Annotated in this window: 9 protein-coding genes and 1 pseudogene; 6 read left to right on the top strand and 4 right to left on the bottom strand. The window is 67.9% G+C overall.

The window, feature by feature from the left end:
• A complete protein-coding gene (locus tag IE237_RS34225; RefSeq protein WP_189806067.1) occupies positions 1 to 663 on the top strand; it encodes a hypothetical protein in 663 nt (220 codons plus the stop codon).
• An 87-nt stretch (positions 664 to 750) separates the two neighbouring features.
• Here IE237_RS34225 and IE237_RS34220 read toward each other — a convergent pair whose 3' ends face one another.
• The 3 genes from IE237_RS34220 to IE237_RS34210 form a co-directional block, all read right to left on the bottom strand.
• On the bottom strand, positions 751 to 999 hold the full coding sequence (locus IE237_RS34220; RefSeq protein ID WP_189806066.1) for a hypothetical protein: 249 nt from the start codon (positions 997 to 999) through the stop codon (positions 751 to 753).
• A gap of 121 nt (positions 1,000 to 1,120) precedes the next feature.
• A complete protein-coding gene (locus IE237_RS34215) occupies positions 1,121 to 2,650 on the bottom strand; it encodes a helix-turn-helix domain-containing protein (RefSeq protein ID WP_189806065.1) in 1,530 nt (509 codons plus the stop codon).
• 51 nt (positions 2,651 to 2,701) lie between these two features.
• Entirely contained in the window at positions 2,702 to 3,061 is a 360-nt protein-coding gene (locus tag IE237_RS34210; protein ID WP_189806064.1) for a VOC family protein, read from the bottom strand.
• A gap of 294 nt (positions 3,062 to 3,355) precedes the next feature.
• Here IE237_RS34210 and acnA point away from each other — a divergent pair, with 294 nt between their 5' ends.
• Positions 3,356 to 6,076, top strand: coding sequence for an aconitate hydratase AcnA (acnA, locus tag IE237_RS34205; protein WP_308433145.1), 2,721 nt, complete (start codon positions 3,356 to 3,358; stop codon positions 6,074 to 6,076).
• 94 nt (positions 6,077 to 6,170) lie between these two features.
• Here the strand turns inward: acnA and IE237_RS34200 are convergent, their stop codons facing one another.
• Complete coding sequence (locus IE237_RS34200) at positions 6,171 to 7,109, bottom strand: FG-GAP repeat domain-containing protein (protein ID WP_189806062.1); 939 nt, start codon at positions 7,107 to 7,109, stop codon at positions 6,171 to 6,173.
• 528 nt (positions 7,110 to 7,637) lie between these two features.
• Between IE237_RS34200 and ngcE the strand changes: the two genes are divergently transcribed.
• The 4 genes and pseudogenes from ngcE to IE237_RS34180 all read left to right on the top strand — a co-directional run bounded on the left by ngcE (position 7,638) and on the right by IE237_RS34180 (position 12,424).
• Positions 7,638 to 9,080 carry an N-acetylglucosamine/diacetylchitobiose ABC transporter substrate-binding protein gene (gene ngcE / locus IE237_RS34195; RefSeq protein WP_189806061.1) on the top strand — a complete coding sequence of 481 codons (1,443 nt, stop codon included), beginning with the start codon at positions 7,638 to 7,640 and terminating at the stop codon, positions 9,078 to 9,080.
• 103 nt (positions 9,081 to 9,183) lie between these two features.
• On the top strand, positions 9,184 to 10,113 hold the full coding sequence (locus tag IE237_RS34190) for a carbohydrate ABC transporter permease (protein ID WP_189806060.1): 930 nt from the start codon (positions 9,184 to 9,186) through the stop codon (positions 10,111 to 10,113).
• A complete protein-coding gene (locus IE237_RS34185) occupies positions 10,113 to 11,051 on the top strand; it encodes a carbohydrate ABC transporter permease (protein ID WP_189806059.1) in 939 nt (312 codons plus the stop codon). Before IE237_RS34190 ends, IE237_RS34185 begins: the two co-directional genes overlap by 1 nt.
• Before the next feature lie 162 nt (positions 11,052 to 11,213).
• Positions 11,214 to 12,424, top strand: a pseudogene (locus tag IE237_RS34180) (ROK family transcriptional regulator).
• The last annotated feature ends 2 nt before the right edge of the window (positions 12,425 to 12,426 follow it).

Here is a 12,426-nt window from a genome sequence, read left to right as displayed (position 1 = left end):
ATGACGCTCGTCGTCGGCACGGCGGGAGCCGCCGCCTGCGGCCGGAACGACCCCGGGACGACCGCGGCGTCCGAGCGCCCGAGGACGGCGGCCCCGCGCCCCGAACCGTCCGCCACGACGCGGACCGCTCCGCGAGCCGCCGATCTGCCGAAGCACGCGGTGGCCGGCGACGAGCGGCCCGCCTTCGGCGCGGCGGACACGATGCACCCCGGATACACCGGAAAGGAATTCCTCGCCGGACTCGCGAAAGACTGGAAGCTGAAGCTGGACAAACCCGTCGAGCAGGAGATGCCCGACGGGAAGAAGAAGACCTACGTCCACGGACGCGGTGGAGACGGAATATCGGTGTCGGCCGGATACGCCGATCACGAGAACATGTCGTCGCTTCTGTGCAGAACCGGCACGAACCGCTCCGGCGCATTCGCCTTCCTCGCCGCCTGCACCCGGCTCGACGTCGCGGGAGTCGACCACACCGAGGCTTCCTCGTGGCTCGACCGGGCGAGGAAGGAGACCGATTCCCTCTATGAGAAGAAGGTCGCCGAGACCGGGAACAAGAAGGAGTACGTCGTGAGCGGGGTGTTCACCTCGGGGCCCGTGGTGATGGTCCTGCACCGGGCGTACGACACGTACTCGCTGAGGATCCTCGGCGGCGCGGTGACGTAGCCCGGGCGGCCCGCCCCCGGAAACACGAAGGTCCCTGCCGTCACCGGCAGGGACCTTCGTGTTCCGGAAGCGGGAGCCGGCCCGCGGTCAGCAGATGAGCTCGGCGGTCTTCTGCTTGTAGTCCCGCATCTCGTCCGCCGCGTAGCCCGCCTTCTTCAGGCCCTCCATCAGCGCCGCGGTGTCGCCGCACAGCCGGGGGAGCTGCTCATCGAGGTAGGACTTGACCCCGTCGGCCGGCAGCCGTTCCCACTTCTCCTTGATGTCCTGATTCTTCTCGTGCGCGTGAGAGAACTCGACCCATTCCTTCTCGCGGTCGGTCAGGCGAGATGTGTCCACAGAAGTGCTGTTTCCCCCGCACGAGGCGACCATGAGAATGCAGGCCACCACGAGACAAATGCGCGCTTTCTTCACGATGCTCTCTTCCGAATGGATCCGAGAGGCGCATTGTAAACAGCTCTCAGATGTCCCGGAAGATCTCGATCTGGGCGCCGATCGAGTTCAGGCGCTCCGCCAGGTCCTCGTAACCGCGGTTGATGACGTAGACATTGCGGAGGACCGAGGTGCCCTCGGCGGCCATCATCGCGAGGAGCACGACCACGGCCGGGCGCAGGGCCGGCGGGCACATCATCTCGGCGGCGCGCCAGCGGGTCGGGCCCTCCACCAGGACGCGGTGGGGGTCGAGGAGCTGGAGGCGGCCGCCGAGGCGGTTGAGGTCGGTGAGGTAGATGGCGCGGTTGTCGTAGACCCAGTCGTGGATGAGGGTCTTGCCCTGGGCCGTCGCCGCGATCGCCGCGAAGAAGGGGACGTTGTCGATGTTCAGGCCCGGGAACGGCATCGGGTGGATCTTGTCGATCGGCGCCTCCAGCTTGGAGGGGCGGACCGTCAGGTCGACCAGGCGCGTACGGCCGTTGTCCGCCGCGTACTCCGCCGAGCGGTCGTGGTCGAGGCCCATCTCCTCCAGGACCGCGAGCTCGATCTCCATGAACTCGATCGGGACCCGGCGGATCGTCAGCTCCGACTCCGTGACCACCGCGGCGGCGAGCAGGCTCATCGCCTCGACCGGGTCCTCGGAGGGGGAGTAGTCGACGTCCACGTCGATCTGCGGCACGCCGTGCACGGTCAGGGTGGTGGTGCCGATGCCGTCGACCCGGACGCCGAGCGCCTCCAGGAAGAAGCACAGGTCCTGGACCATGTAGTTGGAGGAGGCGTTGCGGATGACGGTCACGCCGTCGTGCCGGGCGGCGGCGAGCAGCGCGTTCTCGGTGACGGTGTCTCCGCGCTCGGTCAGGACGATCGGGCGGTCGGGGGAGACGGAGCGCTCGACCTGGGCGTGGTAGATGCCCTCGGTGGCGGTGACCTCCAGGCCGAAGCGGCGCAGCGCGATCATGTGCGGCTCGATCGTGCGCGTACCGAGGTCGCAGCCGCCGGCGTACGGCAGCTTGAAGCGGTCCATGCGGTGGAGCAGCGGGCCGAGGAACATGATGATCGAGCGGGTGCGGATCGCGGCCTCGGCGTCGATGGACTCCATGTCGAGCTCGGCCGGGGGCACGATCTCCAGGTCCACGCCGTCGTTGATCCAGCGGGTCCGGACGCCGATGGAGTTCAGGACCTCCAGGAGCCGGAAGACCTCCTCGATGCGGGCGACCCGGCGCAGGACGGTCCGGCCCTTGTTGAGGAGCGAGGCGCAGAGCAGCGCGACACAGGCGTTCTTGCTCGTCTTGACGTCGATCGCGCCGGAGAGGCGGCGGCGGCCGACGACCCGGAGGTGCATGGGGCCCGCGTATCCCAGGGACACGATCTCGCTGTCGAGGGCTTCGCCGATCCGGGCAATCATCTCAAGGCTGATGTTCTGGTTGCCGCGCTCGATCCGGTTGACGGCGCTCTGGCTCGTGGCCAGTGCTTCGGCGAGCTGCGTCTGTGTCCAGCCGCGGTGCTGCCGGGCGTCACGGATGAGCTTGCCGATGCGTACGAGGTAGTCGTCTGCCATGGCGTCACGTTATCTCAGATATGAGATGTGACCTGTCATCGGGGTGGGCCATCAGGGTGAGTCGCCGCCGAGCGCGGTCGGGTGACGCGGTTCGTACAGGGGGAGTTCGGTGCCGCTCGGCAGGCGGACGGCGGCAAGCAGGCCCCAGCGCTCCTCGGTGATGGCCCGTGAGATCTCGGCGCCCTTCTTGTCCAGGCTTGTCAGCGTCTGGGTGAGGTCGTCGCACATGAGGTACACCTCGGACCTCGGCTCGTGCGTCGTCGGGTGCACCGCGACCTCGGCAGGAGGCAGTTTGAAGATGAGCCAGCCGTGTCCGGCGTCCACGTGCTCGAAGCCGACGACGTCCTTGAGGAAGGCCCGGTCGGCCTCCGCGTCCCGGGAGTAGAGGATCACATGCGCGCCGCTGAACATGGCTCGATCGTCGGCCGGGGGCCCCGGTGGGGCAATCGGGCGGCGTCCGTTCGGGGTGGGGAGGGGTGGGTAGGGGGCGTGACGGGGTGCGCTTCCCGTGGATCCACCGCATGCCAGGCATGACCGGGCGGCGGTGATGTACTAGAGTTATCTCGACATCGAGATATCTGCCGAGGCGCACCGCTGCCGCCACCCCGGTAAGGGTTACCTAACTTAGCCTTACCTTAGCGGATCGACGACGCGTACGTGGCGGCAGGATGTGGTGGAACGCGCACATATATGAAGGAGACTGTCGTGTCGGCGAACAGCTTCGACGCCCGCAGCACGCTGCGCGTGGGCGACGAGTCGTACGAGATCTTCAAGCTGGACAAGGTCGAGGGCTCCGCGCGCCTCCCTTACAGCCTGAAGGTGCTCCTGGAGAACCTGCTCCGCACCGAGGACGGCGCGAACATCACCGCCGACCACATCCGGGCCCTCGGTAACTGGGACTCGCAGGCTCAGCCGAGCCAGGAGATCCAGTTCACGCCCGCCCGCGTGATCATGCAGGACTTCACCGGCGTGCCCTGTGTCGTCGACCTCGCCACCATGCGCGAGGCCGTCGCCGCGCTCGGCGGTGACCCGGCGAAGATCAACCCGCTCTCCCCGGCCGAGATGGTCATCGACCACTCCGTCATCGCCGACAAGTTCGGCACCAACGACGCCTTCGCGCAGAACGTCGAGCTGGAGTACGGCCGCAACAAGGAGCGCTACCAGTTCCTGCGCTGGGGCCAGACCGCGTTCGACGACTTCAAGGTCGTCCCGCCGGGCACCGGCATCGTCCACCAGGTCAACATCGAGCACCTGGCCCGCACGGTCATGGTCCGCAACGGCCAGGCGTACCCCGACACCCTCGTCGGCACCGACTCCCACACCACCATGGTCAACGGCCTCGGTGTGCTGGGCTGGGGCGTCGGCGGCATCGAGGCCGAGGCCGCGATGCTCGGCCAGCCGGTCTCCATGCTCATCCCGCGCGTCGTCGGCTTCAAGCTGACCGGCGAGCTGCCCGCCGGCACCACCGCCACCGACCTGGTGCTGACCATCACCGAGATGCTGCGCAAGCACGGCGTCGTCGGCAAGTTCGTCGAGTTCTACGGTGAGGGCGTCGCCGCCACCTCCCTCGCGAACCGCGCCACCATCGGCAACATGTCGCCGGAGTTCGGCTCCACCGCCGCGGTCTTCCCGATCGACGGCGAGACCCTGAACTACCTCAAGCTCACCGGCCGCTCCGAGCAGCAGGTCGCGCTCGTCGAGGCGTACGCCAAGGAGCAGGGCCTCTGGCTCGACCCGGCCGCCGAGCCCGACTTCTCCGAGAAGCTGGAGCTCGACCTCTCCACGGTCGTCCCGTCGATCGCCGGCCCGAAGCGCCCGCAGGACCGCATCGTCCTCGCGAACGCCGCCGAGCAGTTCAAGAGCGACGTCCTGAACTACGTCTCCACCGCCGACGAGGCCGAGCTGGAGTCCTTCCCGGCCTCCGACGCCCCGGCCAACCACCCGAACGGTGGCGCCCCGTCCAACCCGGTCCAGGTGACCGCCCCCGACGGCACCACCTACACGATCGACCACGGCGCCGTCACCGTCGCCGCGATCACCTCCTGCACCAACACGTCGAACCCGTACGTGATGGTCGCCGCCGCGCTCGTCGCGAAGAAGGCCGTCGAGAAGGGCCTGACCCGCAAGCCGTGGGTCAAGACCACCCTCGCCCCGGGCTCGAAGGTCGTCACCGACTACTTCGACAAGGCGGGCCTCACCCCGTACCTCGACAAGGTCGGCTTCAACCTCGTCGGCTACGGCTGCACCACCTGCATCGGCAACTCCGGCCCGCTGCCGGAGGAGGTCTCCAAGGCCGTCAACGAGCACGACCTGGCCGTGACCTCGGTGCTCTCGGGCAACCGCAACTTCGAGGGTCGCATCAACCCCGACGTCAAGATGAACTACCTGGCCTCCCCGCCGCTGGTCGTCGCGTACGCCATCGCGGGCTCCATGAAGGTGGACATCACCAAGGACGCCCTCGGCGTCGACCAGGACGGCAAGCCCGTCTACCTGGCCGACATCTGGCCGTCGGAGGCCGAGGTCAACGACGTCGTCGCCAACGCCATCGGCGAGGACATGTTCAACAAGTCCTACCAGGACGTCTTCGCGGGCGACGCCCAGTGGCAGGCCCTGGAGATCCCGACCGGCAGCACCTTCGAGTGGGACGCCGAGTCCACCTACGTCCGGAAGCCCCCGTACTTCGAGGGCATGACGATGGAGACCACCCCGGTCACCGACATCGTCGGCGCCCGCGTCCTGGCCAAGCTGGGCGACTCGGTCACCACCGACCACATCTCCCCGGCCGGTGCCATCAAGGCCGACACCCCGGCCGGCAAGTACCTCACCGAGCACGGTGTGGAGCGTCGTGACTTCAACTCCTACGGCTCGCGCCGAGGCAACCACGAGGTCATGATCCGCGGCACCTTCGCCAACATCCGCCTGCGCAACCAGATCGCGCCGGGCACCGAGGGCGGCTTCACCCGCGACTTCACCGTCGAGGGCGCGCCGGTGTCGTTCATCTACGACGCCTCGCAGAACTACCAGGCCGCCGGCACCCCGCTGGTCATCCTGGGCGGCAAGGAGTACGGCTCCGGCTCGTCCCGCGACTGGGCCGCCAAGGGCACCGCGCTCCTCGGCGTCAAGGCCGTCATCACCGAGTCGTACGAGCGCATCCACCGCTCGAACCTCATCGGCATGGGCGTCCTGCCGCTCCAGTTCCCGGCCGGCCAGACGGCCGACTCGCTCGGCCTGACCGGCGAGGAGACCTTCTCCATCGCGGGTGTCACGGAGCTGAACGAGGGCACCACGCCGAGCACGGTCAAGGTCACCACCGACACCGGTGTCGAGTTCGACGCGGTCGTCCGCATCGACACCCCCGGCGAGGCGGACTACTACCGCAACGGCGGCATCATGCAGTACGTGCTCCGCAACCTGATCCGCGGCTGACGGATCGGATGAACGGAAAGGGCCCCGCTCCTCGGAAGAGGAGCGGGGCCCTCGCGTTCGTCACGCGCGCCCGCCGGGATGACGGGAGGGCGGATCAGAACAGGATGCGGTACGTGTTCCAGCCGCTGGTGCCGATCACGGCGCGCGGCTTGAACGGCGCGGCGGCGTTGCCGGTACCCGAGTAGCGGTACAGCTTGCCGGCCGAGTCGCGCGCGATCAGGTCGCTGCGCCCGTCCCAGTCGAGGTCGCCGATGCCGACGAGGCTGTTGTAGGCGCCCCAGCCGCCACCGATCTTGGTGCGGCCGGTGAAGGGCGCCTTGTAGTCGCCCGTGCCCTTGTACAGCCACAGGATGCCGGAGGCGTCGCGGGCGACGATGTCGGCCTTGCCGTCACCGCTCAGGTCGCCGACACCGGCGATCTGGTTGTAGGCGTTCCAGCCGCCACCGACCCGGTAGCGGGTGGTGAGCTTGCCGTTGTCGTAGCCGAGGTACAGGTACAGGACGCCGGAGCTGTCGCGGGCCAGGAGGTCCGCGGCCGCGCCGCCGCCGAGCGTGCCCGGCGAGAGGATCTTGTTGTAGATGTTCCAGCCGCCACCGATGGTGGTGAACTCGTTGGAGGCCGACTCGCCCGCGGCGTACCCGAGGGTGCCGTTGGTGTAGAGGATCCAGGCGTCGTCGGCCACACCGTCGTGGTCGTTGTCGGCCTGCTGGGCCGCCTTCACGTTGGCCCAGGTGCTGTTGGCGTACTCGCGGGGCTCGAAGCCGCCGGAGCCGTTCGGCTGGTACCAGTAGAGGGACGAGCCGGACACGCCCTGGAGGAAGCGGAGCTCGGCTTCCGCCGAGGCGGCGGAGGCACTCGCGGCGGAGGCGGCGGAGGCGGCGGGCGCGGCGGCCGGCTTGATCGCCTTGGCGCCGGACTGCGGCGCGTCGGCCGCGACGGCGGCCGTGGTGGTGCCGACCAGGGCGGCGGTTATCGCCGCGACCGTGACACGGGACAGGAGGCCCGTGCGGTTAAGGCCAGAAGAGTTGGCCACGTAATACTCCAGATCCGTATGGAACAAGACAGGTCCCGCCGCGCGCCCGTGCCGGAGGCAGGGGTCGGCGGGACCTTTATGATCCCGGATCCTTCTCACGAGATCTTCACCGGGCAACTGGTTTGTGACACAACTGTTTCGATGGCGGTCATATGTCCCATTTTGCAACCCCTCGCGCACGCCTCCCGCCCTGCGCGGCGTCACCCCGCGGAGAGGGGGTGACCTTGATGCCGTGTCAAGGGTGTTGCGTGGCGAATGGTTGGACGAAACGCCGCAGAAGCTGCCTGCCTATCTCGGAGGTCTCAACTCGGGAAAGATGGCGGGAGAAACCTGCTTTCGATCTTGCTCCCGCGAAGGGAAGTGGACTATACCTGTCGGCGTCCAGCCAGTCGGATCAATCCGACGACGGCCCGACGCGTGCACGACCCGGCTGCAATTGACCGCGGTGGCGGGGCCCTTCGCCTGTGGCGAGTGAGTACGGGCGACCGGTACACCGCCTGAGTCCTGAATGAAGGCGAGGACTTGAGCATGGGATCCACCTCCGCACACAACGGTGAGGGCCTCGGCCGTCGCGATCTGATCAAGCGTTCCGCCGCTATCGGTCTGATCTCCGTGCCGACCATGGGCTTCCTGTCCGCCTGTGCGAGCAGCGACAGCGGTGGCAACGGAAAGGTCGAGAAGGGCACGAAGTCCGAAAAGAACCCGCTCGGGGTGAACGAGTCGGCAGCGCTCGATTTCGTCCTCTTCGACGGCGGATTCGGACAGGAGTACGCCAAGGACGCGATCAAGGTCTACGAGACCAATTACCCCAAGGCGCAGGTCAAGTTCACCCCGACCCAGAAGATCACCACCACGCTGCAGCCGCGCTTCAACGGCGGCACCCCGCCGGACCTCATCGACAACTCCGGCGCCGAGCAGATGGACATGGGTGTCCTCGTCGGCCAGAAGCAGCTGGCGGACCTCACCCCGCTCCTGGACGCCCCGTCCATCGACGACCCGAAGAAGAAGGTCCGCGAGACCCTGCGGCCCGGCATCGTCGAGATGGGCCAGTTCGACGGCGACCCGGTGTGGATCATGTACTACGCCTACACGGTCTACGGCGTCTGGTACTCGCAGAAGCTGCTCGACTCGCTCGACGCGAAGTACCCCGAGACCTGGGACGAGATGCTGGCCGTCTGCGAGAAGGCCAAGAAGAAGGGCATCGCCGGCTGGACGTACGCCGGCAAGCACCCGTACTACGTCCCCTTCTCGCTCTACCCGATGATCGGAAAGGTCGGCGGCCGCGAGGTGCTCGACGCCATCGACAACCTGGAGCCGAAGGCCTGGGAGCACCCCGCGGTCAAGGCCTGCTTCGAGGCGTACTACGAGCTGGTCAAGAAGGGGTACATCCTCAAGGGCACCCCCGGCCTCGACCACATCCAGTCGCAGACCGCCTGGACCGAGGGCAAGGCGCTGTTCATCCCGAACGGCTCCTGGGTCGAGAACGAGGCCGCGAAGACCATGCCGGCCGACTTCAACCTGGCCGTCTCCGGCCCCACCGGCCTCGACTCCTCAGACAAGTTGCCCTTCGGCACCATCTGGGCCTCCGGCGGCGAGCCCTTCATCGTCCCGGCGAAGGCGAAGAACGTCGAAGGCGGTCTGGAGCAGCTGCGCATCATGCTCAGCGAGGCCTCCTCGAAGAACTTCACGAAGTCCGTGAAGTCCCTGACGGCCTTCAACGGCGGCACCGACGGCATCGAGCTGACCCCGGGCCTCAAGTCCGGTGTCGCCGCCCTGGACAAGGCCGGCCAGAACGTCGTCAACCCGCGCCTCCAGGACTGGTACGTCGCCCTCCAGAAGGAGAAGATCGGTGTCGCCGGCATCGGCGAGCTGATGGCCGGCCGCGCGACCCCGGCCGAGACGATCAAGAAGATCCAGAAGTTCGCCGACGAGGCGGCCAAGGATTCGAGCATCAAGCACTACAAGCACTGACGCACAGTGCCGGGGCCCCTTCCCGCCGACCGGGAGCGGGCCCCGGCCCCTTCGCGCGCGGCACCAGCGGCGCGCCTCCGCGGGAAGATCGGGGTCGGTAGGAATGCAACACGGCAAGTACCGTTTCATCGTGGGGTTCCTGGCGGTGCCCCTCGCGCTCTACGCGCTGTTCGTGATCTGGCCGTTCATCCAGTCCATCTACTACTCGTTCACGGACTGGACCGGACTGAGCCCCGAATTCGGGATGGTCGGATTCGACAACTACAGCAGAATGCTGGACGACGAGGTCTTCTGGAAATCGTTCCAGCACAGCCTGACCTTCGCGGTGGTGCTCCCGCTGGTGACCGTGGGACTCGCGCTCTTCTTCGCCTTCATGCTCAATGTCGGCGGTCGGCGCCGTAGGGGCGCGGCGATCGCGGGTGTGCGCGGTTCATCGTTCTACAAGATCGTGTATTTCTTCCCGCAGGTGCTGTCGATCGCGATCGTCGCTCTGCTCTTCCAGTTCGCGTACAACCCGAACAGCGGAGCCATCAATTCCGTATTGAAGGGTGTCGGTCTCGGCAGCGTCCAGCCGGACTGGCTCGGTGATCCGGACCTCGCCCTCATCTGTGTGATGGTGGTCCTCGTCTGGTCCACGGTCGGATTCTTCGTCGTCCTCTTCTCGGCCGGCATGGCGTCCATTCCGAGGGACTTCTACGAGGCGGCCCTGCTCGACGGCGCGAGCCGCTTCACCACCTTCTTCAAGATCACCCTGCCGCTGCTCTGGGACACCGTGCAGTCGGGCTGGATCTACATGGGCATCCTCGCCCTCGGGGCGGAGTCCTTCGCGGTCGTCCAGATCATGACCGTCGGTCCCAGCGGCGGCGGGCCCGACTACTCCACCATCGTCCTTCCGCTGTACGTGTACCAGAAGGCGTTCCGGGACGGTCAGGCCGCCTACGCAACGACCATCGGTGTCGCGCTCCTCCTCGTCACGCTCGCCTTCGCGGCCGTCGTGATGAAGCTGGGCCGACGCGAGCGGCTGGAGTTCTGATGAAGACGACCGACACCACCTCCACCGGGGTCGAGAGCCCCGGCTCCCCGGCCGGCCCCGGGCCCGTGGTCACCAAGACGGTGGCGTCCGCCCCGCGCAGGACCGCCAAGGCCGAGGGCGCGACCCTCAACGTCTTCTCGCACGGCGTCCTGATCATCTGGGCGATCATGGTCGTCATGCCGCTGCTCTGGGCGGTCATGACCTCCTTCAAGACCGACCGGGCGATCTTCACCTCGCCGTGGGCGCTGCCCGACTCGCTGCACTTCGAGAACTGGTCGCGCGCCTGGACCGAGGCGCACATGAGCGACTACTTCCTGAACACCATCCTGGTGGTCGGCGGCTCGCTCCTCGGCACGCTCCTCTTCGGGTCGATGGCGGCCTACGTCCTGGCCCGCTTCGAGTTCCCGGGGAACCGCTTCATCTACTTCCTCTTCATCGGAGGGATGAGCTTCCCGATCATCCTGGCGCTCGTGCCGCTCTTCTACGTCATGCAGAACATGGCCCTGCTCAACACGCTGCACGGCCTGATCCTGGTCTACATCGCGTACTCGCTGCCGTTCACCGTCTTCTTCCTCACGGCCTTCTTCCGCACCCTGCCGACCTCGGTGGCGGAAGCGGCCTTCGTGGACGGCGCCTCGCACACCCGGACCTTCTTCCAGGTGATGCTGCCGATGGCCAAGCCGGGTCTCATCAGCGTCGGCATCTTCAACTTCCTCGGCCAGTGGAACCAGTACCTGCTGCCGACCGTGCTCAACACCGAGCCGGAGAACAAGGTGCTCTCGCAGGGCCTCGTCCAGCTGGCCGTCAGCCAGGGCTACAAGGGCGACTGGTCCGGCCTCTTCGCCGGCCTGGTGATGGCGATGCTCCCGGTCCTCGCCGCGTACATCATCTTCCAGCGCCAGGTGGTGGCCGGCCTGACCGCCGGCGCCGTGAAGTAACCCGACGATCACGGTCCCAGGGCCCCCGGCGCACCCGCGCCGGGGGCCCTCGCGCGTCGTGTGACACTCACCGTCCGACACTCAAGGTCTTGACGGGGACCAAGGCGAAAGCGTCCCCTTAGAGTTCACATGTTGGAGAAAACGGTGGGAGTGAGTGAGTCGATGGAGACTCCGGGGTCGCAGACGTCTCTGCACAGGGCCAATCTCGAACGGGTCGTCCGGGCGGTGCGCATGGCCGGCTCGCTCACCCAGGCGGAGATCGCCCGGGCGACGGGCCTCTCCGCCGCCACGGTCTCCAACATCGTGCGGGAGTTGAAGGACGGGGGCACCGTCGAGGTCACGCCCACCTCCGCGGGGGGCCGCCGGGCCCGCAGCGTCTCGCTCTCCGGCGACGCGGGCATCGTGATCGGCGTGGACTTCGGCCACACCCACCTCCGGGTCGCCGTCGGCAACCTCGCCCACCAGGTGCTCGCCGAGGAGGCCGAGCCGCTCGACGTGGACGCCTCCGCGGCCGAGGGCTTCGACCGCGCCGAGCAGCTGGTCAAGCGGCTGATCCGGGCCACCGGCATCGGCCCCGACAAGGTGATCGGCGTCGGCCTCGGCGTGCCGGGCCCGATCGACGTCTCGTCCGGGACCCTGGGCTCGACCTCGATCCTGCCGGGCTGGAGCGGCATCAACCCCGCCGAGGAGCTCTCCGGCCGGCTCGGCGTCCCCGTGCACGTCGACAACGACGCCAACCTCGGCGCGCTCGGCGAGCTGGTCTGGGGCAGCGGCCGGGGCGTCAAGGACCTGGCCTACATCAAGGTGGCCAGCGGCGTCGGCGCCGGTCTCGTCATCGACGGACGGGTCTACCGGGGGCCCGGCGGCACCGCGGGCGAGATCGGGCACATCACCCTGGACGAGTCGGGGCCGGTCTGCCGCTGCGGCAACCGAGGCTGCCTGGAGACCTTCACGGCGGCCCGCTACGTGCTGCCCCTGCTCCAGCCGAGCCACGGCCCCGATCTGACCATGGAGCGGGTCGTCCAGCTGGCCCGGGAGGGCGACCCCGGCTGCCGCCGGGTGATCGCCGACGTCGGACGCCACATCGGCAGCGGCATCGCCAACCTCTGCAACCTCCTGAACCCCAGCCGGGTGGTGCTCGGAGGCGACCTCGCGGAGGCCGGTGAGCTGGTCCTGGCGCCCATCAGGGACTCCGTCTCGCGGTACGCGATCCCCATGCCGCCCGGCAGCTCTCGCTGGCCCAGGGGGCCCTCGGCGGGCGTGCGGAGGTGCTCGGGGCCCTCGCCCTCGTCCTGAGTGAAATGGGCGATTCGACCCTGTTGGAGAGCGCGCTGCCCGCCGCCGCCCCGGTCTCGCGTCTTGCCTTCACTTAGAT

It is taken from the genome of Streptomyces tanashiensis (assembly GCF_014648895.1).
In the GTDB taxonomy this organism is placed as follows: domain Bacteria; phylum Actinomycetota; class Actinomycetes; order Streptomycetales; family Streptomycetaceae; genus Streptomyces; species Streptomyces tanashiensis.
This window is presented reverse-complemented; position numbering and strand designations above follow the sequence as displayed.